The sequence below is a fragment of the Pseudomonas cichorii genome, from assembly GCF_003700275.1.
Lineage (GTDB): Bacteria > Pseudomonadota > Gammaproteobacteria > Pseudomonadales > Pseudomonadaceae > Aquipseudomonas > Aquipseudomonas cichorii_B.
This window is the reverse complement of sequence record NZ_RBRE01000001.1, coordinates 39899-63868: the sequence shown is the minus strand read 5'-3', so window position 1 is coordinate 63868 and position 23970 is coordinate 39899. Positions and strand designations below refer to the sequence as shown.

Annotated in this window: 26 protein-coding genes; 18 read left to right on the top strand and 8 right to left on the bottom strand. The window is 60.6% G+C overall.

From position 1 onward, the window contains the following. Positions 1-145: 145 nt before the first annotated feature. The 3 genes from mpl to ALQ04_RS00295 are packed head-to-tail and all read left to right on the top strand — an operon-like array spanning position 146 to position 2398. Positions 146-1495, top strand: a complete 1350-nt coding sequence (gene mpl, locus ALQ04_RS00305; protein WP_122313678.1) for a UDP-N-acetylmuramate:L-alanyl-gamma-D-glutamyl-meso-diaminopimelate ligase — start codon at positions 146-148, stop codon at positions 1493-1495. After that, positions 1492-2121, top strand: coding sequence for a flavin prenyltransferase UbiX (gene ubiX, locus ALQ04_RS00300; RefSeq protein WP_122313677.1), 630 nt, complete (start codon positions 1492-1494; stop codon positions 2119-2121). Before mpl ends, ubiX begins: the two co-directional genes overlap by 4 nt. Beyond that, on the top strand, positions 2114-2398 hold the full coding sequence (locus ALQ04_RS00295) for a YceK/YidQ family lipoprotein (RefSeq protein ID WP_122313690.1): 285 nt from the start codon (positions 2114-2116) through the stop codon (positions 2396-2398). Before ubiX ends, ALQ04_RS00295 begins: the two co-directional genes overlap by 8 nt. 61 nt (positions 2399-2459) lie before the next feature. On the opposite strand, the gene ALQ04_RS00290 is transcribed toward ALQ04_RS00295, so the two are convergent. The 3 genes from ALQ04_RS00290 to ALQ04_RS00280 form a co-directional block, all read right to left on the bottom strand. Further along, positions 2460-3101 (bottom strand): oxidoreductase, encoded by a 642-nt coding sequence (locus tag ALQ04_RS00290; protein ID WP_122313676.1) that lies wholly within the window; start codon positions 3099-3101, stop codon positions 2460-2462. 27 nt (positions 3102-3128) lie between these two features. Further along, on the bottom strand, positions 3129-4853 hold the full coding sequence (locus ALQ04_RS00285) for a C13 family peptidase (protein WP_122313675.1): 1725 nt from the start codon (positions 4851-4853) through the stop codon (positions 3129-3131). A 135-nt stretch (positions 4854-4988) separates the two neighbouring features. Continuing rightward, positions 4989-5444, bottom strand: coding sequence for a MaoC family dehydratase (locus tag ALQ04_RS00280; protein ID WP_122313674.1), 456 nt, complete (start codon positions 5442-5444; stop codon positions 4989-4991). Between the two features lie 207 nt (positions 5445-5651). Here ALQ04_RS00280 and ALQ04_RS00275 point away from each other — a divergent pair, with 207 nt between their 5' ends. Genes ALQ04_RS00275 through ALQ04_RS00265 form a run of 3 tightly spaced genes read left to right on the top strand, consistent with a single transcriptional unit; the run spans position 5652 to position 7330 of the window. After that, positions 5652-6014, top strand: coding sequence for a CidA/LrgA family protein (locus tag ALQ04_RS00275; RefSeq protein WP_122313673.1), 363 nt, complete (start codon positions 5652-5654; stop codon positions 6012-6014). Beyond that, complete coding sequence (locus ALQ04_RS00270) at positions 6011-6727, top strand: LrgB family protein (RefSeq protein WP_122313672.1); 717 nt, start codon at positions 6011-6013, stop codon at positions 6725-6727. The genes ALQ04_RS00275 and ALQ04_RS00270 overlap by 4 nt, the downstream gene beginning before the upstream one ends. Before the next feature lie 12 nt (positions 6728-6739). Further along, positions 6740-7330: an LON peptidase substrate-binding domain-containing protein gene (locus ALQ04_RS00265; RefSeq protein WP_122313671.1), complete on the top strand. Its 591-nt coding sequence runs from the start codon at positions 6740-6742 to the stop codon at positions 7328-7330. A gap of 87 nt (positions 7331-7417) precedes the next feature. On the opposite strand, the gene ALQ04_RS00260 is transcribed toward ALQ04_RS00265, so the two are convergent. Continuing rightward, positions 7418-8734, bottom strand: a complete 1317-nt coding sequence (locus ALQ04_RS00260) for a bifunctional DedA family/phosphatase PAP2 family protein (RefSeq protein WP_122313670.1) — start codon at positions 8732-8734, stop codon at positions 7418-7420. A 3-nt stretch (positions 8735-8737) separates the two neighbouring features. Continuing rightward, the gene (locus tag ALQ04_RS00255; protein WP_122313669.1) at positions 8738-9409 is read right to left on the bottom strand and encodes a DNA-3-methyladenine glycosylase; all 672 of its coding nucleotides are present in this window, start codon (positions 9407-9409) and stop codon (positions 8738-8740) included. A gap of 274 nt (positions 9410-9683) precedes the next feature. Between ALQ04_RS00255 and ALQ04_RS00250 the strand changes: the two genes are divergently transcribed. The 12 genes from ALQ04_RS00250 (at position 9684) to lipA (ending at position 21076) form a co-directional block, all read left to right on the top strand. Next, a complete protein-coding gene (locus ALQ04_RS00250; RefSeq protein WP_122313668.1) occupies positions 9684-10955 on the top strand; it encodes a glutamate-5-semialdehyde dehydrogenase in 1272 nt (423 codons plus the stop codon). Between the two features lie 22 nt (positions 10956-10977). Then, a complete protein-coding gene (nadD, locus tag ALQ04_RS00245; RefSeq protein ID WP_183142067.1) occupies positions 10978-11637 on the top strand; it encodes a nicotinate-nucleotide adenylyltransferase in 660 nt (219 codons plus the stop codon). Between the two features lie 60 nt (positions 11638-11697). Beyond that, positions 11698-12084 carry a ribosome silencing factor gene (gene rsfS, locus ALQ04_RS00240; protein ID WP_122313667.1) on the top strand — a complete coding sequence of 129 codons (387 nt, stop codon included), beginning with the start codon at positions 11698-11700 and terminating at the stop codon, positions 12082-12084. Positions 12085-12093: 9 nt separating this feature from the next. Further along, complete coding sequence (gene rlmH / locus ALQ04_RS00235) at positions 12094-12561, top strand: 23S rRNA (pseudouridine(1915)-N(3))-methyltransferase RlmH (RefSeq protein WP_025261972.1); 468 nt, start codon at positions 12094-12096, stop codon at positions 12559-12561. 28 nt (positions 12562-12589) lie between these two features. Then, on the top strand, positions 12590-14485 hold the full coding sequence (gene mrdA, locus ALQ04_RS00230; RefSeq protein WP_122313666.1) for a penicillin-binding protein 2: 1896 nt from the start codon (positions 12590-12592) through the stop codon (positions 14483-14485). A gap of 31 nt (positions 14486-14516) precedes the next feature. Continuing rightward, positions 14517-15620 (top strand): rod shape-determining protein RodA, encoded by a 1104-nt coding sequence (gene rodA / locus ALQ04_RS00225; protein WP_183142066.1) that lies wholly within the window; start codon positions 14517-14519, stop codon positions 15618-15620. A 17-nt stretch (positions 15621-15637) separates the two neighbouring features. Further along, positions 15638-16645, top strand: coding sequence for a lytic murein transglycosylase B (mltB, locus tag ALQ04_RS00220; protein WP_122313664.1), 1008 nt, complete (start codon positions 15638-15640; stop codon positions 16643-16645). Beyond that, positions 16645-17661, top strand: coding sequence for a septal ring lytic transglycosylase RlpA family protein (locus ALQ04_RS00215; protein ID WP_122313663.1), 1017 nt, complete (start codon positions 16645-16647; stop codon positions 17659-17661). The genes mltB and ALQ04_RS00215 overlap by 1 nt, the downstream gene beginning before the upstream one ends. A gap of 233 nt (positions 17662-17894) precedes the next feature. Continuing rightward, positions 17895-19055: a D-alanyl-D-alanine carboxypeptidase family protein gene (locus ALQ04_RS00210; RefSeq protein WP_122313662.1), complete on the top strand. Its 1161-nt coding sequence runs from the start codon at positions 17895-17897 to the stop codon at positions 19053-19055. Positions 19056-19144: 89 nt separating this feature from the next. Further along, complete coding sequence (locus tag ALQ04_RS00205) at positions 19145-19420, top strand: DUF493 domain-containing protein (protein WP_025261966.1); 276 nt, start codon at positions 19145-19147, stop codon at positions 19418-19420. Beyond that, positions 19420-20067: a lipoyl(octanoyl) transferase LipB gene (gene lipB, locus ALQ04_RS00200; RefSeq protein ID WP_122313661.1), complete on the top strand. Its 648-nt coding sequence runs from the start codon at positions 19420-19422 to the stop codon at positions 20065-20067. Before ALQ04_RS00205 ends, lipB begins: the two co-directional genes overlap by 1 nt. 1 nt (position 20068) lies before the next feature. Continuing rightward, positions 20069-21076: a lipoyl synthase gene (gene lipA / locus ALQ04_RS00195; RefSeq protein WP_122313660.1), complete on the top strand. Its 1008-nt coding sequence runs from the start codon at positions 20069-20071 to the stop codon at positions 21074-21076. Positions 21077-21164: 88 nt separating this feature from the next. Here lipA and ALQ04_RS00190 read toward each other — a convergent pair whose 3' ends face one another. From ALQ04_RS00190 to holA, 3 genes are all read right to left on the bottom strand, one after another. Next, entirely contained in the window at positions 21165-22493 is a 1329-nt protein-coding gene (locus ALQ04_RS00190) for a lytic murein transglycosylase (RefSeq protein ID WP_122313659.1), read from the bottom strand. An 83-nt stretch (positions 22494-22576) separates the two neighbouring features. After that, entirely contained in the window at positions 22577-22732 is a 156-nt protein-coding gene (gene arfA, locus ALQ04_RS00185; RefSeq protein WP_122313658.1) for an alternative ribosome rescue factor ArfA, read from the bottom strand. A 165-nt stretch (positions 22733-22897) separates the two neighbouring features. Further along, positions 22898-23935, bottom strand: a complete 1038-nt coding sequence (holA, locus tag ALQ04_RS00180; RefSeq protein ID WP_122313657.1) for a DNA polymerase III subunit delta — start codon at positions 23933-23935, stop codon at positions 22898-22900. Between the last annotated feature and the right edge of the window lie 35 nt (positions 23936-23970).

Sequence of the window (23970 nt, the reverse complement as noted above, 5' to 3'; positions counted from 1 at the left end):
CTGGCAGAGAAGAGTAGCAAGATTAGGCCATTTATCCCGACAGCGGGCATGAACTTTAGGCGTAGGCTTTCGCCTTCGGGGACAAACACCGGGTGCCATTTCAGCGGTCCTGAGCTAACCTGCGCGGATGTTATAAGAGGTCATCATGCATATTCATATCCTTGGTATCTGCGGCACGTTCATGGGCTCGCTGGCGGTACTCGCCAAAGAGTTGGGGCATCGCGTCACAGGCTCCGACGCCAACGTCTACCCGCCAATGAGCACGCAACTGGAAGCTCAGGGTATCGAGTTGACTCAGGGCTATGACCCTGCGCAATTCGAGCCGGTCCCGGACCTGGTGGTGATCGGTAATGCGCTGTCGCGCGGTAACCCGGCCGTCGAGTATGTGCTCAATAAAGGTTTGCCTTATGTTTCCGGCCCGCAGTGGCTGGCTGACCATGTGTTGCAAGGCCGCTGGGTGCTGGCTGTGGCCGGTACCCACGGCAAGACCACCACCAGCAGCATGCTGGCCTGGGTGCTGGAGCATGCGGGCATGAGCCCCGGCTTCCTGATCGGCGGCATTCCGCAGAACTTCGCGGTGTCGGCCCGTCTGGGCGGTACGCCGTTCTTCGTGGTCGAGGCTGACGAGTACGACAGCGCCTTCTTCGACAAGCGCTCCAAGTTCGTCCACTACCGCCCGCGCACCGCGATCCTCAATAACCTCGAGTTCGATCATGCGGATATCTTCCCGGACCTGCCGGCCATCGAGCGGCAGTTCCACCATCTGGTGCGCACCATCCCGAGTGAAGGCCTGGTGATTCACCCGACCACCGAGCCTGCCCTGCAGCGGGTGGTCGAAATGGGCTGCTGGACGCCGGTACAAACCACCGGGCAGAACGGCCAGTGGCAGGCGCGGCTGTTGAGTGAAGACGGCTCGCGTTTTGAAGTGCTGTTCGACGGCCAGCCGCAGGGTGTGGTCGAGTGGGACATGACCGGCCAGCACAACGTTGCCAACGCGCTGGCGACCCTGGCTGCCGCACGGCATGTCGGCGTGGTGCCTGCGCAGGGTGTCGACGCGCTGAGTGCCTTCAAGAGCGTCAAACGGCGGATGGAGAAGGTTGCCGAAGTTCGCGGCATCACCATTTATGACGACTTCGCGCACCATCCAACTGCAATCGCGACCACGCTCGATGGCTTGCGCAAGAAGGTCGGCGATGCGCCGGTCATAGCCATCATCGAACCGCGCTCCAACTCCATGAAGCTCGGCGCACACCGCGATGGCTTGCCTGAAAGTGTCCAGCAGGCCGATCAGGTGGTTTGGTACGCACCGGCCAATCTGGGTTGGGATCTGGGGGCGACGGCCGCGCAATGTAAGGTGCCGGCGATTGTCAGCGACTCCCTCGACGGGATCATTGCCCGGGTCAAAAGCCAGGCGCAGCCCGGTACCCACGTGGTCATCATGAGCAACGGCGGCTTTGGCGGCCTGCACGGCAAACTGGCCGAGGCCCTGAAATGAGTGGCCCCGAGCGCATCACCCTGGCCATGACCGGCGCCTCGGGCGCCCAGTACGGCTTGCGCCTGCTGGATTGTCTGGTGCGTGAAGATCGGGAAGTGCACTTCCTGATTTCCAAGGCCGCGCAATTGGTAATGGCGACTGAAACCGATGTAAGGCTGCCGCCCAAGCCGGCGATGATGCAGGCTTTTCTGACCGAGTACACCGGCGCGACGGCCGGGCAGATTCGTGTCTACGGCCGCGACGACTGGATGTCGCCGGTGGCTTCGGGCTCCGGTTCGCCCAGCGCGATGGTCGTAGTGCCGTGTTCCACTGGATCGCTGTCGGCAATTGCCAGTGGCGCTTGCAACAATCTGATCGAGCGGGCTGCAGATGTCACCCTCAAGGAGCGTCGGCAGTTGATTCTGGTGCCGCGTGAGGCGCCGTTTTCCAGCATTCATCTGGAAAACATGCTCAAGCTGTCGAACATGGGCGCGGTGATCCTGCCCGCTTCGCCGGGCTTCTATCATCAGCCGCAGACCATCGACGATCTGGTGGACTTCGTGGTCGCGCGGATTCTCAACTTGCTGAACATCCCGCAGGACATGTTGCCGCGCTGGGGTGAGCATCACCTGGGAAGCGATGAATAAACTCTTGCTGATCGCACTCGCGCTGCTGCTGACCGGCTGCGCCACGGCCAGGACGCTGAACGCGGCCCAGCCGGGTGCGCCTGTGGTGTATGCCGGTACGCGCCTTGATCTGTATGCGATGCAGGGCGGTTGCTGCGAGAAAGACCGGTTCGGCGCCGAAGCACCGGCCTATCCGGGTCTGGATCTGCCGGCCAGCGCCTTGCTCGATACCCTGTTGCTGCCGTTGTCGTTGTTGACCGCATTGGGCGTGGGGTTTCAGGCGCAGGGCGGTTTGTAATTGAAGCTTGGCGGTTGAAAACGCTCTGTGGGAGCGAATTCGTTCGCGAAAAGCCCGACTATTATTTCCCCAACTTGCGCAACTCATCCGACTCCACAACCCGCACGCCGTCCTGCTCTTCCAGCGCCAGCCGCCACATTGCGCGGGCCAGGCTGCAGGCTTCGATGGCGCCGTACTTGCCGGGAATAAGCTTGGCAATCGGAGCCGCGAGCTGTTCGGCCCAGCGGGTTTCCGGGCGGTTGCCCACCAGCAGGGCCGGGCGGGCGATGGTCAGTTGTGGCCAGTCCTGCGCCCTGAGCGCTTCTTCCATCTGCCCCTTGGTGCGGTTGTAGAACACGCTGGAGCGGGCGTCGGCACCGATGGCGCTGATTACCAGAAAGTGCCGCGCACCCAGTTCGCGGGCACGTTCACTCACGGCCAGCACCAGATCCAGATCGATTGCGCGAAAGGCTTCCTGCGAGCCCGCCTGCTTGATAGTGGTGCCCAGGCAGCAGAAGGCGATATCCACTTTGCCGCCCAGGGTGGGCAGCAGGCTGACCAGTTCGCCCACCGGATTTTCCAGACGGGAATGGGCGGCCAATGTGCGGCGGGTGGGCGCCAGCACACGGCTGACGGTCGGTTCATTGAGCAGGCGATCCAGCAAGTGTTCGCCCGTGAGTCCGGTTGCCCCTGCAAGCAGGATGTGTTGCGGCGTCAAGTACATAGTGTTTCTCCCTTGATACTGAATAGCCTAGCGGCTAGTGGCGGTCTTCGCTTCCTTGCGATTCAACGTCGTATTCAGCGCTCGTTCTGCCTGATTTCTGCGGAGCAGTTGCCAGCGGGCAATGACCCCCTTGGGTGCCCAGATCTGTGGTTCCGAAGCCTCGAAATCATCCTCGATTTCACGTTGCGCGACGTACGCTTTTGCCTCGTTGAATGCTTGTTGCAGGTCATCGGTTTCGACCAGCGCCCTGGCAAATAGTGCATCACCGAAGTAGGTGAAGTCAGCTTCTTCCGAGCAACCGAACGATACGCGATCGGCCCGCGAGGCGGTCATGACCAGGGTTCGCTCGTCTTTGAGATCCGGTATGAAACCACCGGAATAACAGGAAGAAATCACAATGATCTTGTCACGGTTTTTCAGCGGTGCCAGCGCGGCAGCCAGGGCATCGGCAGGCAGGTCGGCCAGTGACAGGCGTGGCTGGTCGAGCACCAGTTGGTGGTCCTGAGTGCCATGGCTGGTCAGGTAAATGAACACCAGATCTTCCGGGCCGCTACGCTGCGCCAGCGTCTGGGCGGCGCGGCTGATGCTTTCCCGGGTCGCCAGCGGGCGGTCGATCAAGTGGTCGCGATGATTGACCAGACTGATTTGCCCCAGCGCGCCGAAGCGCGAGGCCAGCAGGTTGCTGACGTAATCGGCTTCGCGCATGAACACGCTTTGCTTGCCGTCGCCGGCCACCACCAGACTGTAGAGTTCTACGCCGGATGTCGAGGCAGGCACCGCGGCCAGGGCTTTGTCCAGCAAAGAACCCAGGGCGAGCAGGCCGGCTTCCAGTGGATCGGGCAGCAATATGCCCTGAGCATCGCGCACCCGCTGGCCGTTGGCCCAGATGCCGCGTTGTTCGGTGCCGTCTGCAGAAATCAGCACGCCGGGGCCTTGATAGGTGTCATTGGCGAACTGGCCGTCGTAGCGGCTGCCATCGGCCAGTTGCAGATGACCTTCGCCGGAGAATTGCCAGTTGCTGAACTGGCCTTGATAGCGACTGCCGTCCGAACCGATCAGTTCGCCCTTGCCGGTCAGCGCGCCTGCCTTGAACTGGCCGCTCCAGACATCGCCGTCGCTGTTCTCGTAGCGGCCCTTGCCGTCCAGCTGGTTGTTGCGGAAGCTGCCGATATAGTGATCGCCATCGGCGCTGGCAAAACTGCCGCTGCCTTGAAGCTGGGCGTTGACGAACTGGCCGCTGAACTGATTGCCGCTGGCATCGGTGCGCACGCCTTCGCCGTTGGGCTTGCCCTGGGCGAACTGGCCCTGAAACTGGCTGCCGTCTTCCAGCTCCATGCGGCCTGGCCCGTCGTATTGGCCGGCCTTGAAGTGGCCGCGATAGAGCAGGCCTTTTTCCTGCCAGGTACCTTCGCCGTCGCGCCGTCCGAGCTTGAAACCGCCAACGTAACTGCCGCTGCCGGTGGTCAGCTTGCCCTGGCCATGAAACAGACCGTTCTCGAACTGGCCTTTGTAGATGTCGCCGTTGCTGGCATGCCATTCGCCCCGGCCATGGCGCTGACCATTCTCGAACTGGCCCGCGTACCAACTGCCATTCGGATAGTCGATACGGCCTTCGCCCTGCATCCGGCCATTGACCAGATCGCCGCGGTAGCGTCCGCCATCGGCCAGCAGGCCATCGGGAGGCAACAGGGATTCGCTGTCGCCGCAGCCAGCGAGCAGGAGAGTCAGAGCCAGAGGAGCAAGCGCGCGCATTTAAGATCCCAAGAGAGTTATTCCGTGACTCTGCTTGAGCAGATGTGGTTGTCACTGATCAGTGAGGAGGGAGTATGCCGCAGCGAGTAAGAGGGGCGAAACAGTCTGTTACGACTGTTTCGTGTTTCATACGTTTTACACAAAGCACAGCGACAAAGGTTCAGCGACAAAGGCCGGTTTTTCCTGGCCTTCGATTTCCAGGGTAGTCGTGGCCTTGAGCAGCCATTGGCCCGGTTTTTTCTCGGTGACTTCGGTCAGTTCCACTTTCAGCCGGACCCGTGAATCGACTTTCACCGGCTGCACGAAACGCACGCTGTCCAGGCCATAGTTGACCACCATCTTCAGGCCTTCGGGCATCACCAGCAGATCGCCCATCAGTTTCGGGATCAGTGAAAGTGACAGCAGCCCGTGGGCGATGGTGCTGCCGAAAGGCGTCTGTGCAGCCTTGACCGGGTCGACATGGATGAACTGGAAGTCGCCGGTGGCTTCAGCGAACAGATTAATGCGCTCCTGGTCGATGGTCAGCCATTCGGAACGTCCCAGTTCCTTGCCAACGTAGTTCTTGAGCTCTGCAGCAGGTACAAAAGGCATGTCATTCTCTCCTTGATCTTTCGGTTTTACAGCCAGGTGCCCACAACCGTTGCAGACATTGCCTGCAAGGGCGAGTGACAAGATCAGCAGAGGCTGGTCGGTTGGTCAAGTGACTCCGTGTATGCGAATACCTGTCCATAGCAGCGCTCGCGGCATGTTTATAATGGCGCCGTGAATTCGCCGGGTCGTTTACTTTCTGGAGTTCCCATGCTGCTACGGGGTCTGACATGGCTGGTGCTGTTCCAATTGCTCGGGACGGCGCTCAATCATCTGTTCTTGTCGATATTGCCGGGGCCGATCATTGGCCTGGTGTTGCTGATCGCCTACCTGATCTGGCGTGGCGAGGTGAGCGAGCCGGTCAGCGTGGCAGCCAGTAGCCTGCTGCGCTATCTGCCCCTGTTGCTGGTGCCGCCCGCCGTGGGTGTGATGGTCTATGCCTCGGCCATCGCCCAGGACTTCTGGGCAATCTTTGGCACCCTGTTCCTGTCGCTGATCATTTCCCTGACCTTCGTCGGCTGGCTGATGCAGAAACTCATCGAGCGTCAGGCACGCCGTCAGGAGCGCTCATGAATCTGGATTGGCACGGGGCCTGGATGTCGGTGATTCATCACCCGTTGTTCGGCATCGCCATCACCCTGGGCGCCTATCAGCTGGCGATGGCCGCCTATGAGAAAACCCGCTGGCTGTTCCTGCAGCCGGTGCTGGTCTCGATGGTCGTGGTGATCGGCATCCTGTTCACCTGTGGCCTGGATTACCGCGAATACCGCACCAGCACCGAGATTCTGGGCATTCTGCTGGGGCCGGCCACGGTCGCACTGGCGGTGCCGCTTTATCTGAATCTGCGGCGGATTCGGCAGTTGTTGTGGCCAACCTTAACTACGCTGGTGATTGGTGGTGTTTTCGCTACCGGCCTTTGCTTGTCGCTGGGCTGGTTGCTGGGTGCCGATCACATGATTCTGATGACCATGGCGCCCAAGTCGGTAACCTCGCCTATTGCCATGCTGGTGGCCGAGCAAATCGGGGGCGTGGCGGCGCTGGCGGCGGTGTTTGTCTTGATCACCGGCGTATTCGGTGCCATTTTCGGTCCCGGTCTGCTGTCACTGGCGCGTGTGAATAACCATGCGGCACGTGGCATGGCGCTGGGGTTGACCGCGCATGCGGTGGGAACCTCCCTGGCCTTGCAGGAAGGTGAGGAGGCGGGGGCTTTTGCTGCGCTGGCAATGAGCCTGATGGGCGTGGCAACCGCATTGTTTCTGCCGTTGGCCGTGTCTTTGGCCGTTTAAGGGTACTTATTTATGACGTTGCCGCTGTTTCCGCTCAATGCTGTCCTGTTCCCCGGATGCGTGCTCGACCTGCAATTGTTCGAGGCGCGCTATCTGGACATGGTGAGTCGCTGCATGAAGCAAGGCGAAGGCTTCGGCGTGGTGTGTATCACCCACGGCAGCGAGGTCGGCATTGCGCCTGAGGGCTATTCGTTGATCGGCTGCGAGGCGCTGGTTACCGATTTCCAGCAGCAGGACAACGGCCTGTTGGGGATTCGCGTGGTCGGCGGGCGGCGCTTTCGGGTCATCGATGCCACCGTGCAGCGCGACCAGTTGCTGCTGGCCGATATCGAGTGGCTGGACGAACAGCAGGAAAGGCCGTTGCAGGAAGAGGATGCCGATCTGGTCGCCTTGCTCGAAGCGCTGGGCGAGCATCCGATGGTCGCGTCCCTGAACATGGGGCTTGAGGCCAGTGGTCAGCAATCGCTGGCCAATCAGTTGGCTTACCTGCTGCCGTTCACCGAACAGGACAAGATCGAATTGCTGGAAATCGACGATCCTGAAGAGCGCCTGGACGCCATTCAGGAATTGCTCGATGAAATGCAGGGCGACTTGCAGGCCTGACCTTTTCGCCAAGTGTTGTGAGAGGCAGCTTGCTGGCGACAACGGTTAAGTCGCCAGCAAGCTGCCTCCCTCAGTCCGAACTGCCCCTCAATACTGATACCGCAACGTCGCATGCGCCAGGGCGTTGACCGCGAAAATGCCCAGCAGGCCGGTAATGGCCGGCACGATCAGCCACCATACTTTTGCCGACATGGCTGGCAGCGGTGTCTTGTGCTGGATCAGGGTCAGGCTTGCGGCGCAGATACAGAACGCCAGCATCATCCCGGCCAGAATATCGGTTGGCCAGTGGACGCCCAGATACACCCGTGACAAGGCAATCGCCAGTGCCGGAACGCCACCCAGCAACAGCCAGGTCAGGCGCAGGCGAATCGGCTGTCCGCGTCCGGCCAGCACCGCCAGGGACATGAACAGCGCAAATGCCGCCGAACTATGGCCGCTGGGCATGCTGTAGGTGGTGAGCGGGTCGAGCAGAACGTCCGGGCGCACACGGCCAAAAAACGCCTTGAGTGTGCCGTTCGCCACGGCTGTACCCAGTGTCGTGGCAAGGGCAAAAGCGGCGTGGCGCCATTGTCTGGCGATCAGCAATACGATGATCAGCAGTGCCGCAGCCAGCAACTGCGCCTTGAAGTCGCCAATGCTGGTGACCAGCAGGACGATATTCTGCGCGGTGGCGCTGCGATGTTCCTGCACCAGAGTCATCAGGCCCTGATCGAAATGGTTCAGGTATGGCCAGCCGATCAGCAAGGCCGCGAGCATCAGCACGCTCAGCGCGGCAATCACCTTGGTGGCATGGCGTTGTTTGCGCAGGCTGCTTTGAATGCTCAGTCCGAACAGAATGGCCAGGCCTGCCCCGACGAATGCGGCTTCCGGCCAGAATCCTTCCGGCAGCGGCAGGCGAATCGCCGCGCCCGCAGCCCAGCCCGGCATCAGATAAACGATCGACCAGCCAGCGGCTGCAATTATGCTGACGGCGGCAAAGCGCGGGAACGGCATATCGAACATGCCGGCAATCATCGGCAGCATTGGTCGCAGAGGGCCGATGAAACGGCCAACCAGCAGGCTGGCGATACCGTAGCGATGGAAATAGGTTTCAGCGCCTGTCAGCCATTCCGGGTGCTGACGCAGGCCGGGCAAGCGGCGGATGTTCTGGTGAAAGCGCCTGCCGACGAAGTACGACACGGCATCGCCCAGCAGGCCACCCAGAAAGCCCAGCAGCAACACTTCGCTCAGCGGCAGGATGCCGCTGCCGGCCAGCGCTGCGATGGCGAACATCAACACGGTGCCTGGCACGACGATCCCGGCAATGGCAACACACTCGATGAATGCCACCACGAATATCGCTATCGCCACCCAGGCCGGGTTCGCGGTCAACCAGCCAGTAATGCCATCGAGCAGTTCGCCCATGGATCAGTTTCCTTGAGGGATAAGAAAGTAGTCGCGGCCTTCGACCTGACCGCGTCGGAGTGGGTTCCGCGTGCAGAAGCGCGCGTATTGGGCATCGACGAAGCGGTACATCAGATGTTCGTCGCGGCCATGGGGGATACCCAGGCGTGTGGTTTGAATGATCAGTTCTGGTGTCTGGCCCACGTCCTCGACCAGCAGTTTCTGCGGATCGAAGCGCTTGGCGTCCCACACCGGCACTTTCAGGCCCAGCGCCTTGCACAGCAGGGTTTGGCCTGCGCACAGGCGTTCAGGGGCGCGAAAGGCACCGCTGGCATCGGGGTTGTTCAGTTGCATCTGCGCCAGGGCGTTGGCATCGCTGAGAGCATCGACCCAGGCAAAACCGGACTTGATCAGTACCGCATTGCCCGGCCCTTCGGCGCTGAAATTCAGCGAGTCTCCACCACGGGCGTAATACATGTAGATATGCCCGCCATCGAGAAACAGCGCCTTGCGCTTCTCGGTGTAGCCCAGTGAAGCATGGCTGCCCTTGTCGGCGCAGTAATAGGCTTCGGTTTCAATGATGCGTGCTGCCAGCCACAGGTCGCCGACCTTGTGCCGAATCACCTTGCCCAGAAGATCGCGGGCCAGGAGCTGGGCATCTCGATTGAAAAAGCTGTCGGCAAGAGCAACGGGCATAGGCGGATACATCAAGTAAGAGGGCGCAGATCATAACAAGCACTGCCTTAATTGCATCTGAATGTACCTTGAAGGACAACTTTGTTGTTTCGGGAAATGACAAAAATCCCGGCTTATCGGCAAACTTTCACTGTAGGAAGCTTCCTGGGGGTGAAATGGAAGCCGTTCCACCCGTTTTCGCACTGTTATCGACCATCCGCCTGTCTGCGCTGTCGTTCGTGCGGCGTGACAGCTATAATCGGCCGCTTTCCTCTCTGCCAAGACCTCTGAGACCATGACTGAGTCCGTTCTTGACTATATGACCCGCCTGGGTCGCGCCGCCCGCGAAGCTTCGCGAGTGATCGGTCGTGCCAGCACTGCGCAGAAAAACCGCGCCCTGCAGGCCATTGCCGCCGCTCTCGATGAAGCCCGCGCCGAGTTGTCCGCTGCCAACGAGCTTGACCTGAACGCCGGTCGCGCCAATGGACTGGCTCCCGCCATGCTCGAACGCCTGGCCCTGACCCCCGCACGTATCGACAGCATGATCGTCGGGTTGCGTCAGGTTGCCAGTCTGCCTGACCCGGTCGGCGCGATCCGCGACATGAGTTATCGGCCTTCGGGTATTCAGGTCGGCAAGATGCGCGTGCCGCTGGGTGTGGTCGGAATCATCTACGAGTCGCGTCCGAACGTGACCATCGATGCCGCGAGCCTGTGCCTGAAGTCGGGCAATGCGACCATCCTGCGCGGTGGCTCCGAGGCGATCAACTCCAACCGTGCCGTGGCCGCCTGCATCCAGCGTGGCCTGGCCGAGTCCGGGCTGCCTTCCGGTGTTGTGCAAGTCGTCGAAACCACCGATCGCGATGCCGTGGGCGCGCTGATCACCATGCCCGAGTACGTGGACGTCATCGTGCCACGTGGCGGCAAGGGGCTGGTCGAGCGTGTCAGCCGCGATGCCCGGGTGCCGGTCATCAAGCACCTGGACGGTATCTGCCACGTGTATGTCGCTGCCGACGCCGATTTGCCCAAGGCACAGAACATTGCCTTCAATGCCAAGACTTACCGTTATGGCATCTGCGGCTCGATGGAAACCCTGCTGGTGGATCAGGCCGTGGCTGCCGAGTTTCTGCCTGCAATGGCCGCCCGTTTTCATGAAAAGGGCGTTGAATTGCGTGGCTGCGAGCGGACCCGCGAACTGATCGACGCGATCCCGGCGACCGAAGAAGACTGGCACACCGAGTATCTGGCAGCGATCCTGTCGATTCGCGTGGTGGCCGGGCTGGACGAAGCCATCGAACATATCAATCACTATGGCTCGCATCACAGCGACGCCATCGTTTCCGAGCAGCAGGGTCAGATTCGCCGCTTCATGGCGGAAGTGGACTCCAGCTCGGTGATGATCAACGCTCCAACCTGCTTCGCGGACGGTTTCGAGTACGGTCTGGGTGCCGAAATCGGCATTTCTACTGATAAGCTGCACGCCCGTGGCCCGGTCGGGCTGGAAGGCCTGACCTGCGAGAAGTACATCGTGATCGGCGACGGTCAGTTGCGCGGCCAGGAGCCTGTCTGAGTTGAGCGAGCCCGTAGCAGCCTTGCCCAGGCGTATCGGCATGCTGGGGGGAACGTTCGACCCGGTACATATCGGTCATTTGCGCGGCGCACTGGAAGTGGCCGAGCTGCTTGAACTCGATGAGTTGCGCCTGACGCCCAGCGCCAGGCCTCCGCATCGCGACATGCCGAGTGTCACTGCACAGGACCGTCTGGCGATGGTTCGCTGCGCGGTGGCCGGTGTGTCACCCTTGACGGTGGATGACCGTGAGCTGCAACGGGACAGACCGTCGTACACCATCGACACTCTGGAATCGATGCGCGCCGAACTGGCCGCAGAGGACCAGTTGTTTCTGTTGCTGGGCTGGGACGCCTTTTGCGGGCTGCCCACCTGGTATCGATGGGAAGAACTGCTGGAGCACTGCCATATTGTGGTGCTGCAACGCCCGGACGCGGACAGCGAGTCGCCGGATGCACTGCGCAACCTGCTGGCGGCCCGTGCGGTCAGCGATCCCAAGGCCCTGAAAGGGCCGGGTGGACAAATTACATTCGTCTGGCAGACGCCGTTGTCGGTGTCTGCCACCCAGATCCGTCAACTGCTGGCCAGCGGCAAGACGGTACGTTTTCTGGTGCCAGACGCGGTACTGGCCTATATCGATGTGCACGGACTGTACTGTGCGCCGAACACTGATGGGACGCTCTGAAACTGCTTTCATGGATAAGCGTTTGAGCGTTTCCACACATATGAGCTGAATGAGTTTTTTATGACAAAGCAAAAAATGAGTAGTGAAGAAGTCGTGGCACTGGCAACGGCTGCACTGGAAGACGTCAAGGGCTCGGATATCCTGTCCATCGACGTGCGCGACAAGACCAGCATTGCCGATTACATGCTGATCTGCACCGGTACCTCCAACCGCCAGCTCAACGCGCTGGTCGATAACGTTCGCGAGAAGGTCAAGGCTGCCGGCCTGATGCCGCTGAGCGAAGAAGGCAAGGGCGACAGCGACTGGGTTCTGCTGGACCTGGGCGATGTCGTGGTTCACGTGATGACCGCTGCGGCCCGTCAGTTCTATGACCTCGAGCGTCTGTGGCAAGGTGCCGAGCAGAGCCGTGCAGCAAGCGCTGCGCACCACACTCCGGGCCACGAATAAGGCATCGCTGTGCGCTTGCGTCTGATCGCCGTTGGTTCGCGTATGCCCAAGTGGGTGGAAGAGGGTTGGCACGAGTACGCCAAGCGTCTTCCTTCCGAACTGGCGCTTGAACTCGTGGAAATTCCGCTCAATACCCGTGGCAAGAATGCCGATGTGGCGCGCCTGATCCGTCAGGAAGGCGAAGCCATGCTGGCCAAGGTGCAACCGGGCGAGCGGATCGTCACGCTTGAAGTGCAGGGCAAGCCCTGGAGTACCGAGCAACTGGCCAGCGAGCTGGATCGCTGGCGTCTCGATTCGCGCACGGTAAATCTCATGGTCGGAGGGCCCGAAGGCCTTGCTCCAGAGGTTTGTGCGCGTAGCGAGCAGCGTTGGTCGTTGTCACCACTGACCTTGCCGCACCCGTTGGTGCGGATCCTGATCGGTGAGCAGATCTATCGCGCCTGGACAGTTCTGTCCGGGCACCCTTATCACAAGTAGCATTGCCTTTACTGTGAACACGCCCTAGATGCCTCAGCCGATCCGCCTAAAAGACCATGAAAAAGACGCACGTCTGGTGCGCAGCAGGGTCGTGTTCGGGGCAGTGGCCATTATGTTGCTGGTGTGCGTCCTGATTGCGCGCCTGTATTTGCTGCAGGTCATTCAGTACGACTATCACTCCACGCTTTCGGAAAACAACCGGGTTCACGTCCAGCCGATTCCTCCGAGCCGCGGCCTGATCTTCGACCGCAACGGTGTGGTGATTGCCGATAACCGGCCAAGCTTCAGCCTCAGCGTGACCCGCGAGCGTTCCGGCGACTGGTCGAAGGTGCTCGACACCATCGTCGACGTGCTGCAGCTCACTCCGGATGACCGCATCATCTTTGAAAAGCGCATGAAACAGGGGCGGCGGCCATTCGAGCCGGTGCCGATCCTGTTCGAGCTGACCGAAGAGCAGATTGCCCTGATCGCCGTAAACCAGTTCCGCCTGCCCGGCGTCGAAGTGGTAGCGCAACTGGTTCGTCACTATCCGCAGGGCGCGCACTTTGCGCACTCGGTCGGTTACATGGGGCGGATCAACGAGAAAGAGCTCAAGGGTCTCGATCCGGTCAATTACAGCGGCACGCACCATATCGGCAAGACCGGTATCGAACGCTTCTACGAAGACGAACTGCATGGTCAGGTCGGCTACGAAGAAGTCGAAACCAACGCCCGTGGCCGTGTCCTGCGGGTGCTCAAGCGTACCGACCCGATTCCCGGCAAGGACATCGTCCTGAGCCTGGACATCAATCTTCAGGAAGCCGCCGAAGCCGCTCTGGGCGGTCGTCGTGGCGCTGTCGTGGCGCTGGATCCGCGGACCGGTGAGGTGCTGGCGATGGTCAGTGCACCGAGTTTCGATCCGAACCTGTTCGTCACCGGCATCAGCTTCAAGGCTTACGCCGAGCTGCGCGATTCCATTGACCGGCCACTGTTCAACCGTATTCTGCGCGGCCTTTATCCGCCGGGTTCGACCATCAAGCCGGCCGTCGCCATTGCCGGACTGGATGCAGGGGTAGTGACTCCAGGTTCGAGGGTGTTCGACCCCGGTTACTACCAATTGCCCAACTATGACCATAAATACCGCAACTGGAACCGTACCGGCGATGGCTGGGTCGATCTGGATGTGGCGATCATGCGTTCAAATGACACCTACTTCTACGATCTGGCGCACAAACTCGGGATCGATCGGCTGTCCAGCTACATGAACAAATTCGGTCTGGGGCAGAAAGTCTCCCTGGACATGTTCGAGGAATCTCCCGGCCTGATGCCGTCCCGGGACTGGAAGCGGGCGACCCGGCGTCAGGCATGGTTCCCTGGCGAGACGCTGATTCTCGGGATCGGCCAGGGCTATATGCAGGCCACGCCGCTGCAACTGGCGCAGGCCACTGCGCTGGTGGCCAACAAAGGCAAGTGGAACCGTCCGCACCTGGCCAAGAGCATCGAAGGCAAGGCTCCGGTGGACGAGAACCCGATGCCGGACATCATCCTGCGCGATCCGGCCAACTGGGCGCGGGTCAACCATGGTATGCAGGAAGTGATGCACGGCGCCCGCGGTACGGCGCGCAAGGCGTCCATCGGTGCGCAATACCGGATTGCCGGGAAAAGCGGTACCGCTCAGGTCGTGGCGATCAAGCAGGGCGAAAAGTACGACCGCACCAAGGTTCAGGAGCGCCATCGTGACCACGCCCTGTTCGTCGGCTTCGCCCCGGCTGACAACCCCAAGATAGTCGTTTCCGTGATGGTAGAGAACGGCGAGTCCGGCTCTGGCGTTGCGGCGCCCGTGGTTCGTCAGGTCATGGATGCCTGGCTGCTCGACCAGAATGGCGTGCTCAAGCCTGAGTATGCCGATTCATTGAATCCGGAGGCTGCGGCCCGTGAAGAGTAATTTCGACCGCATCCTTTCCAGTGAAGATGTGATGCGCCGTCGCGCGACATTTCTGCAGCGCATTCACATCGATGGCCCGTTGCTGATCCTGCTGCTGACTCTGGCGGCGGGCAGCCTGTTCGTCCTCTATTCGGCCAGTGGCAAGAACTGGGACCTGCTGATCAAGCAGGCCAGCTCCTTTGGTATCGGCTTGACGGCCATGCTGATCATTGCCCAGTTCGAGCCGCGCTTCATGGCGCGCTGGGTGCCGGTCATGTACGTCATGGGCGTGCTGCTGCTGGTGGTCGTGGATGTGATGGGCCACAACGCCATGGGCGCGACCCGCTGGATCAACATTCCGGGGGTCATCCGCTTCCAGCCCTCGGAGTTCCTGAAAATCATCATGCCGGCGACCATCGCCTGGTATCTGTCCAAGCGCACCCTGCCGCCGCAGCTCAAGCATGTGGCGGTAAGCCTGGCGTTGATCGGCGTACCTTTTGTCCTGATCGTGCGCCAGCCTGACCTGGGCACCTCGCTGCTGATCCTGGCCTCGGGCGCTTTCGTGCTGTTCATGGCCGGGCTGCGCTGGCGCTGGATCATCAGCGTACTGGCGGCGGCCGTACCGGCTGCGGTAGCGATGTGGTTCTTCTTCATGCACGACTACCAGAAGCAGCGGGTGCTGACCTTCCTCGATCCCGAAAGCGATCCACTGGGCACCGGCTGGAACATCATCCAGTCCAAGGCGGCCATCGGTTCGGGCGGTGTATTCGGCAAGGGCTGGCTGCTCGGCACCCAGTCGCACCTGGACTTCCTGCCGGAAAGCCATACCGACTTCATCATCGCCGTACTGGGCGAGGAGTTCGGGCTGGTAGGCATCTGTGCGCTGCTGGTGATCTATCTGTTGTTGATCGGGCGCGGTCTGGTCATTACCGCACAGGCACAGACCCTGTTCGGCAAGTTGTTGGCCGGGGCGTTGACCATGACGTTTTTTGTTTATGTTTTCGTCAACATCGGTATGGTCAGTGGCCTGTTGCCGGTTGTAGGCGTACCGCTGCCATTCATTAGCTATGGCGGAACTTCGCTCGTGACGCTGCTGTCAGCGTTTGGGGTTTTGATGTCGATCCATACACATCGTAAATGGATCGCTCAGGTTTGATTAAGGTGAATAATTCAATGCAGGTAGTGCGCAACTGGGCTCGATATGCTCCGGTGGTCGGTCTGGTGAGCATTCTTGGAACCGTTCAAGAGGCTTTTGCCGGCGACTACGAGGGTTCTCCTCAAGTGGCTGAATTTGTCGGTGAAATGACTCGCGACCACGGTTTTGCCGGCGAGCAGTTGATGAGTGTGTTCCGCGAGGTCGAGCGCAAGCAGGCGATTCTCGACGCCATTTCCCGCCCGGCCGAACGGGTCAAGCAATGGAAAGAATATCGCCCGATGTTCATTACCGATGCCCGCATCGCCCGTGGCGTCGATTTCTGGCGTCAGCATGAGGCGGCGCTGGCCCGGGCCGAGCAGGAATATGGCGTGCCGGCGCAGATCATCGTTGCGATCATCGGTGTGGAAACCTTCTTTGGCCGTAATACCGGCAACTACCGGGTGATCGATGCCCTGTCGACGCTGGGCTTCGACTATCCTCCGCGTGCGCCGTTTTTCCGCAAGGAACTGCGCGAATTCCTGCTGCTGGCGCGTGAGCAGCAACTCGATCCATTGACCCTCAAGGGTTCCTACGCCGGTGCGATGGGCCTGCCGCAGTTCATGCCGAGCAGCTTCCGGGCCTATGCCGTGGATTTCGACGGTGACGGCCATATCAACATCTGGACCGATCCGGACGATGCCATCGGCAGTGTCGCCAGCTACTTCAAGCGCCATGGCTGGGTTGCCGGGCAGCGTGTAGTCAGCCAGGCTTCGGCGCGCGGCAGTCGGGTCGATGAAGGCTTGAGCCCCGGCCTGGATCCGGTCATGTCGGTCGGGGAGTTGCGAGGTCTGGGCTGGGCAAGTCATGATGCGCTGCGCGATGATCTGCCGGTCACTGCATTTCGTCTTGAAGGCGAGCAGGGGGCCGAATACTGGCTGGGGTTGAATAACTTTTATGCAATCACCCGTTATAACCGCAGTGTGATGTACGCCATGGCCGTGTATCAGCTGTCTGAATCGTTGGTTCAAGCTCGAGGCGTTAAGTAATGCGGCCATTGCCGATTCATACACCTTTGAAATTGCTGGCTTATGCGGGGCTGGCATTGCTCATGGCAAGTTGCTCGTCGACTTCGCGTACGCCCTCATCGCAGGGCGGTCCGGTCGTACGCTCGACGCCAGGCCTGGACATCAACCGCGCACACAAGGACGGTGCTCCCTGGTGGGATGTCGACGTCTCGCGCATTCCCGATGCCACGCCAACCGTCCACACCGGCGCCTACAAGGCCAACCCTTATACCGTGCTGGGCAAGACCTATTTCCCGATGAGCGAATCCAGGCGCTATGTCGCCTCGGGTACGGCTTCCTGGTACGGCACCAAGTTTCATGGCCAGAACACCGCCAATGGCGAGGTCTATGACCTGTATGGCATGAGCGCCGCGCACAAGACCCTGCCGCTGCCCAGTTATGTGCGGGTGACCAACCTGGACAATAACCGTACCGTGATTCTGCGCGTCAACGACCGCGGTCCGTTCTATTCCGACCGGATCATCGACCTGTCCTATGCGGCAGCCAAGAAGCTCGGTTATGCCGAGTCCGGCACTGCGCGGGTCAAGGTCGAAGGGATCGATCCGCAGGAATGGTGGGCACAGCGTGGCCGTCCGGCACCCCTGGCGCTCGACCAGCCACAGACTGTCGCTCAGGCAACTGCGCCGGCACTCTCGACCTCCACCGGAACGGTCGAGCAATATACACCGCCGCCGCAGCAACATGCCGCACCTGCCGTACCCTTGCAGGTTGACGCAAAAAAAAACGCTTCAGGACAAGCCTCTGGGCTGTTTCTCCAGGTCGGAGCCTTCGCGAATCCGGACGCTGCAGAGCTCCTGAGGTCGAAGCTGAGCGGGATGGTTCGGGCTCCGGTTTTCGTGAGTTCGATAGCCCGCAATCAACAGACGCTCTATCGGGTCCGGATGGGGCCGATAGACACGCAGGGTGAAGCCCAGCAATTGCAGGATAGTGTCAGATCGGCCAACCTTGGTCAGCCGAGTCTGGTAACACTGGATTGAATGAACAGTCGTCCTGGCGGTATCAGGGACGATTTGCAGTGGCCCGCAATGCGGACTTGCCGTCAGAGCAAGAGTTGCAGGCGCTGTTCGCAAGGTCGTGTGTCGAACAGGCGATCTTGTCAGCCAGGGCTGTAGCCTGGCGCCATCAGCCGGTGTGAAGCGCTTGCGCTTCGCCGGTCTGTTCCGCTTTGCCCGCGAGGGCATGTTTGCCCATTAGCAATTTCGAGAGACGGATGAACATCACCACCTTTGCAAAACGTTTGTGCCTGCTTGTGCCACTGATTATCGCCCCCGCTGCCTGGGCTGCCGAACAGATGACGCCTGCTGCACCGCAACTGGCCGCCAAATCCTACGTGCTGATGGATGCCACCAGCGGCAACGTTCTGGTCGAAAACAACGGTGACCAGCGTCTGGCTCCTGCGAGCCTGACCAAACTGATGACCGCGTACATCGCGACCCTGGAAATCCGTCGTGGCCAGATCGGCGAGAACGATCCGGTCACCGTCAGCGAAAACGCCTGGCGTACCGGCGGTTCGCGGATGTTCATCAAGGTGGGTAGCCAGGTGACCGTCAGCGATCTGCTGCACGGCATCATCATCCAGTCGGGTAACGACGCCAGCGTTGCAGTAGCCGAGCACATTGCCGGCAGTGAAGACGCTTTCGCCGACATGATGAACAAGACGGCTGGCGATCTGGGGATGACCAACAGCCACTTCATGAACCCGACCGGTCTGCCGAACCCTGAGCACTATTCGTCCGCTCACGACATGGCGATCCTTGCGCGCGCGATCATTCACGAAGATCCGGCTCACTACGCGATCTACTCGCAGAAAGAGTTCTTCTGGAACGGCATCAAACAGCCTAACCGCAACCTGCTGCTGTGGCGCGACAAGACCGTCGACGGTCTGAAAACCGGCCACACCGAAGAGGCCGGCTATTGCATGGTGTCCTCGGCAGTACGTGACGGCATGCGCCTGATCGCCGTGGTGTTCGGTACCAACAGCGAGCAGGCTCGTGCCGCTGAGACCCAGAAGCTGCTGACCTACGGTTTCCGCTTCTTTGAAACCCAGAACTTCTACCAGAAGGGCACCGAGCTGGCTCAGGCTCCTGTCTGGAAGGGCACCACCCGTCAGGTCAAGGCCGGTCTGGCCGAAGACCTGAGCATGACCATGCCCAAAGGCGACATGAAGAAGCTCAGCGCCAGCATGACCATGAACCCGCAACTGGTCGCACCGATCGCCAAGGGTGACGTGATCGGCAAGGTCGAAGTGAAGATGGAAGACAAGGTTGTGCACACTGCCAACCTCATCGCACTTGAAGCTGTCGAGGAAGGTGGTATTTTCCGCCGCGTGTGGGATAGCATTCGCCTGTTCTTCTACGGCTTGTTCAACTGACCTTCTAGTAATCAATGCCGACCTTCTCGCGGCCTGCTCTCTGAGCGGGCCGCGTGTCCGTCGTCACGGCTTGTGAGACCTTTACTGCCATGACCGATACTGACGTCAAGTCGCACAAAATCGAATTTCCCTGCGATGACTACCCGATCAAGGTGATCGGCGATACCAGCGTGGGGTTCACTGCTGCGGTGATCGAGATTCTTGGCAAACACGCCAAGATCGATGTTTCCACGCTCGCCGAGCGTCAAAGCAGCAACGGCAAGTACACCACCGTACAACTGCATATCGTCGCCACCGGCGAAGACCAGTTGCGCGATATCAATAGTGCTCTTCGCGCTACGGGTGTCGTGCACATGGTGCTCTGATGGGCGACATTCTGGGCTTTCGTGATCTGGGATTGATCGATTACGAGCAGGCCTGGCATGCCATGCAGCGTTTCACCGACGGGCGTGATCGCGATACCGCCGACGAGATCTGGCTGGTGCAGCATCCCCCGGTCTTTACCCAGGGACAGTCCGGCAAGGCAGAACATTTGCTGCTGCCGGGCAATATTCCTGTCGTACAGGTCGATCGTGGCGGCCAAGTGACCTATCATGGGCCCGGCCAGCTGGTTGCCTATCTGTTACTCGATGTCAGGCGCCTGGGTTTTGGGGTTCGCGATCTGGTTACCCGGATCGAAAACACCCTGATTGCCTTGCTGGACAGTTACGGGGTGACGGCGGCGGCCAAGGCCGATGCCCCTGGCGTATATGTCGAAGGCGCGAAGATCGCGTCTCTCGGCCTGCGTATTCGTAACGGTTGTTCATTCCATGGGCTGGCGTTGAACGTCGACATGGATCTGGAACCGTTCCGCCGCATCAACCCCTGTGGATATGCCGGGCTGGCAATGACCCAGTTGCGCGATCACGCAGGGAAGATGGAATTTTCCGAGGTAAGTGCCCGGCTGCGTGCGCAGCTCGTCAAACACCTCGACTATGCTGAGCAGGCGACCCTTACGGGCGGAATAGAATGATATGACTGACACCGTGCAAACCCTGATCCCGACGCTTGACGTTTCCGAGCGCGCGCCCCGTCCGAAAGTCGAAGCGGGCGTGAAGCTGCGCGGTGCTGAAAAAGTCGCGCGCATCCCGGTGAAGATCATCCCGACGGTCGAACTGCCCAAGAAACCCGACTGGATTCGTGTCCGCATCCCGGTTTCCCCGGAAGTCGACCGCATCAAGCAACTGCTGCGCAAACACAAGCTGCACAGCGTCTGCGAAGAGGCATCCTGCCCGAACCTGGGTGAGTGCTTCTCCGGCGGTACCGCGACCTTCATGATCATGGGCGATATCTGCACCCGTCGTTGCCCGTTCTGCGATGTCGGCCATGGCCGTCCGAAACCTCTGGACACCGACGAGCCGAAGAACCTGGCAGTGGCGATTGCCGACCTTGGCCTCAAGTACGTGGTTATCACGTCGGTAGACCGCGACGATCTGCGTGACGGTGGTGCCCAGCACTTTGCCGACTGCATCCGCGAAATTCGCCTGCTGTCGCCCAATGTGCAGCTCGAAACCCTGGTTCCGGACTACCGTGGCCGGATGGACGTGGCACTGGAAATCACCGCTGCCGAGCCACCGGATGTGTTCAACCACAACCTGGAAACCGTGCCGCGCCTGTACAAGGCTGCGCGCCCGGGTTCGGATTACCAGTGGTCGCTGACCCTGCTGCAACGCTTCAAGCAGATGGTGCCGCACGTTCCGACCAAATCCGGCCTGATGCTGGGTCTGGGCGAAACCGACGACGAGGTCATCGAAGTCATGCAGCGCATGCGCGAGCACGATATCGACATGCTGACTCTGGGCCAGTACCTGCAACCTTCGCGCAACCACTTGCCGGTACAGCGCTTCGTGCACCCGGACACTTTTGCCTGGTTTGCCGAGGAAGGCTACAAGATGGGCTTCAAGAACGTGGCATCCGGCCCGCTGGTACGTTCTTCGTACCATGCCGATGAGCAGGCCAAGATCGCCAAGTCGATGCTCTGACGCGCATCTGACGGGTAATTGAAAAAGGGCCGGATAGCGATATCCGGCCCTTTTTCGTGGTGTCCATACTGACGTTTTCGCGCGTTTTTTATGGCTTGCGCAGGTTGTTCAGCAGTTCATGCGTCGGATAACCATCGGCTGGCCAGCCAAACGATTGTTGGGCACTGCGAATCGCCTTGCGTGTATTGGCGCCGATAATGCCGTCTGGCGCGCCTGCATCGTACTTGCGGGCCGACAGCAGGGTCTGCAGTTCGATGCGCTCTGAGCGGCTAAGCGGCAGGTCTGAGCGAGGCCAGTTGCCAACCACATAGCCGCTGCCCTTGAACCGGTCGGACAGCAGGCTGATGGCCAGGGCGTAGGACGTCGAATTGTTGTACTTGAGAATCGCGCGGAAGTTGTCCAGAACCAGGAAGGCCGGGCCACGATAGCCCGCTGGCAATAACAGCGCGGCCTGTTGCTGGCTGGCGGCGACAGGCAGTGCCGAACCGTCGGGCAGCTTCAAGCCCAGCTTCTGCCATTCGGGCAGGCTCTTGCGCGTTGATGCGTCAGCCAGGGCATAGTCGAAGTCCGAGCTCAGGACCACTTCAAATCCCCATGGCTGGCCACGCTGCCAGCCCGAGCTTTGCAGGTAGTGAGCGGCAGACGCCAGTGCGTCGGCAGGGGTGTTCCAGATGTCGCGGCGCCCGTCACCGTCGTAGTCCACCGCATGGGTGTTGTAGGTGGTCGGTATGAACTGGGTCTGGCCCATGGCACCGGCCCATGAGCCGAGCATCCTGTCCGGGGTGATATCGCCATGCTGGAGGATTTCCAGTGCAGCGAGCAGTTGTCCCTGGGCAAAGTCAGGGCGGCGGCCTTCGTAGGCCAGTGTCGCCAGCGAGCGGATCACCGATTGCGAGCCCTGAAACTGGCCGAAGTTGCTCTCCATGCCCCACACCGCGACCAGTGCCTGGCGATCGACGCCATAGCGTTGCTCGATGTTCTGCAGGTCGGTGCTGTATTGCGAAAGCAGTGCCTGGCCTTTGCGCACCCGTGCCGCCGAGATTGCGCCATCCAGGTATTCCCACACCGGGCGGCTGAATTCCGGCTGGCTGCGGTCGGCCTTGACTACGCTCATGTCCGGCGTCACGCCGCTGAAGGCCTGATCGAACACGTCTGCGCGAATACCGGCCCTGAGCGCCTGGTTGCGTAAGCCCGATTGCCATTGCTCGAAGCTGATGGCTGGCTGGATCGTGAGGTTTTGATCGACCACCAGCGACGGGGTTGGCACGGCGACAGGTGCAGCGGGCTGGGTCTTGCTGGCTTGAAGGGGAGTGGCATCGGCAGCAGTGGGTTTTTCTGCGCAAGCTACCAGAGCGATAAGGCTGGAGGCGGCGATGAGCTGGCGCAACTGCAAGGGATGGGTAAAACAAGAAGGCATGCTTGGGTCCAAAGGGATTACCGATATGTGCAGACCTTAACACGGCTTGGCGGTTGAAAGCGCCTCAGGGTTGTTGCTCTTTATCACGCTGCCAGAAAGCAGGAAGCCTCCCAGCTTTTAGACTGGAAGGCTTCGCGGCGGTAGCTGCCTTTGCCTTTGGCCGGTTGTTCCTGACGACTGCGGAACAATGGCTGGGCAATGATGGACTTGGCCTTGTTCGGCCGCTTTGCTTTGCTCATGGCGTGATACTCGCGGGTGGGGTTGAACGGCGCGAATGATCGGCCAGAGCGGGGCGAGTGTCCAATAGTTGTGTGCTATGGCGATGGGTTCGCAGCACTTTTTCGCGAATGAATTCTCTCCCGCAGGCAGCGTGCAGGAGCCAATTAATTCGCGAAAAGCGGTATTTATTCGGCAGGCAACGGCAGTCGTTGGCCAGCCATCAGCAAGGCCAGTCGACTCAGGCTGCTCCAGGGAGAACCGGCGGCCTGGCCTTTGATCTGGGCGTCGATGCGTTGTGCATCCATGAGCAACTGTGCCCAGCGCTTGGCAGAGTAACGCTGCAAGGCCTTGCTCATCAGCGGTTTGCGCTTGTCCCAGATCGGCGGGCGGGCCGAGCTGAAAACCTTGTCCAGCGGTATGCCCTGGCTGTATTGCAGCGACATGTTGGCCAGACCCCGAAGCTCGCGGGTCAGCGCCCAGAGAATCACCGGTGTCTCGACACCTTCGCCGCGCAGCCCTTCAAGAATGCGCAGGGCATGGGCGGCTTCGCCGTTGAGTATTGCGTCGGTCAAACCGAAGACGTCGAAGCGTGCGCTGTCAGCCACTGCCGCCTGTACCGTTTCGACGGTGATCTGGCCTTCTTCGGCCATCAGCTTGAGCTTTTCGACTTCCTGCGCGGCGGCCAGCAGGTTGCCTTCGACGCGGGCTGCGATCAGTTCTACTGCATCCTGAGTGGCCGACAGCCCGGCCTGCGACAGGCGCTGGCGAATCCATTGCGGCAACTGGCCGATATCCACCGGCCAGATCTGCACGAACTGGGTCTGGGCGCCTTCGACCAGTGCCTTGCCCCATTTGGTTTTCTGGGCGCTGCCATCCAGCTTTGGCAGGCTGATCAGCAGCAGCGTGTCTTCGGCGGGATTGGCGCAGTACTCCATCAGGGCGGCTGCGCCCTTGTCGCCGGGTTTACCCGAAGGCAGGCGCAGTTCCAGAAGGCGGCGTTCCGCGAACAACGACATGCTGGCGCCCGCTTGCAGCAGCGTGCCCCAGTCGAAGCTGGCGTCGGCGCTGAAGACCTGGCGTTCGTCGAATCCTTGCTGGCGAGCCGCCGTACGGATGGCGTCGGCAGCTTCCTGGCAGAGTAGCGGGTCATCGCCGCTGATCACGTACACAGGCGCCAGAGCGCCTTGCAGGTGCTTGCTGAGTTGGGCGGGGGCGAGTTTCATGGTTCGGATAATGTCGGGGCCAGCAAGCTGGCCCC

Coding starts and splice junctions, on each gene's coding strand:
- ALQ04_RS00205 (WP_025261966.1), top strand. CDS start 19,145: ATGACCGATACTGACGTCAAGTCGCACAAAATCGAATTTCCCTGCGAT.
- ALQ04_RS00210 (WP_122313662.1), top strand. CDS start 17,895: ATGAACATCACCACCTTTGCAAAACGTTTGTGCCTGCTTGTGCCACTG.
- lipB (WP_122313661.1), top strand. CDS start 19,420: ATGGGCGACATTCTGGGCTTTCGTGATCTGGGATTGATCGATTACGAG.
- ALQ04_RS00215 (WP_122313663.1), top strand. CDS start 16,645: ATGCGGCCATTGCCGATTCATACACCTTTGAAATTGCTGGCTTATGCG.
- arfA (WP_122313658.1), bottom strand. CDS start 22,732: ATGAGCAAAGCAAAGCGGCCGAACAAGGCCAAGTCCATCATTGCCCAG.
- ALQ04_RS00265 (WP_122313671.1), top strand. CDS start 6,740: ATGACGTTGCCGCTGTTTCCGCTCAATGCTGTCCTGTTCCCCGGATGC.
- ALQ04_RS00275 (WP_122313673.1), top strand. CDS start 5,652: ATGCTGCTACGGGGTCTGACATGGCTGGTGCTGTTCCAATTGCTCGGG.
- ALQ04_RS00285 (WP_122313675.1), bottom strand. CDS start 4,853: ATGCGCGCGCTTGCTCCTCTGGCTCTGACTCTCCTGCTCGCTGGCTGC.
- holA (WP_122313657.1), bottom strand. CDS start 23,935: ATGAAACTCGCCCCCGCCCAACTCAGCAAGCACCTGCAAGGCGCTCTG.
- ALQ04_RS00255 (WP_122313669.1), bottom strand. CDS start 9,409: ATGCCCGTTGCTCTTGCCGACAGCTTTTTCAATCGAGATGCCCAGCTC.
- ALQ04_RS00250 (WP_122313668.1), top strand. CDS start 9,684: ATGACTGAGTCCGTTCTTGACTATATGACCCGCCTGGGTCGCGCCGCC.
- mrdA (WP_122313666.1), top strand. CDS start 12,590: ATGCCTCAGCCGATCCGCCTAAAAGACCATGAAAAAGACGCACGTCTG.
- ubiX (WP_122313677.1), top strand. CDS start 1,492: ATGAGTGGCCCCGAGCGCATCACCCTGGCCATGACCGGCGCCTCGGGC.
- mltB (WP_122313664.1), top strand. CDS start 15,638: ATGCAGGTAGTGCGCAACTGGGCTCGATATGCTCCGGTGGTCGGTCTG.
- ALQ04_RS00270 (WP_122313672.1), top strand. CDS start 6,011: ATGAATCTGGATTGGCACGGGGCCTGGATGTCGGTGATTCATCACCCG.
- ALQ04_RS00260 (WP_122313670.1), bottom strand. CDS start 8,734: ATGGGCGAACTGCTCGATGGCATTACTGGCTGGTTGACCGCGAACCCG.
- ALQ04_RS00190 (WP_122313659.1), bottom strand. CDS start 22,493: ATGCCTTCTTGTTTTACCCATCCCTTGCAGTTGCGCCAGCTCATCGCC.
- ALQ04_RS00280 (WP_122313674.1), bottom strand. CDS start 5,444: ATGCCTTTTGTACCTGCTGCAGAGCTCAAGAACTACGTTGGCAAGGAA.
- mpl (WP_122313678.1), top strand. CDS start 146: ATGCATATTCATATCCTTGGTATCTGCGGCACGTTCATGGGCTCGCTG.
- rodA (WP_183142066.1), top strand. CDS start 14,517: ATGCGCCGTCGCGCGACATTTCTGCAGCGCATTCACATCGATGGCCCG.
- ALQ04_RS00290 (WP_122313676.1), bottom strand. CDS start 3,101: ATGTACTTGACGCCGCAACACATCCTGCTTGCAGGGGCAACCGGACTC.
- lipA (WP_122313660.1), top strand. CDS start 20,069: ATGACTGACACCGTGCAAACCCTGATCCCGACGCTTGACGTTTCCGAG.
- rsfS (WP_122313667.1), top strand. CDS start 11,698: ATGACAAAGCAAAAAATGAGTAGTGAAGAAGTCGTGGCACTGGCAACG.
- ALQ04_RS00295 (WP_122313690.1), top strand. CDS start 2,114: ATGAATAAACTCTTGCTGATCGCACTCGCGCTGCTGCTGACCGGCTGC.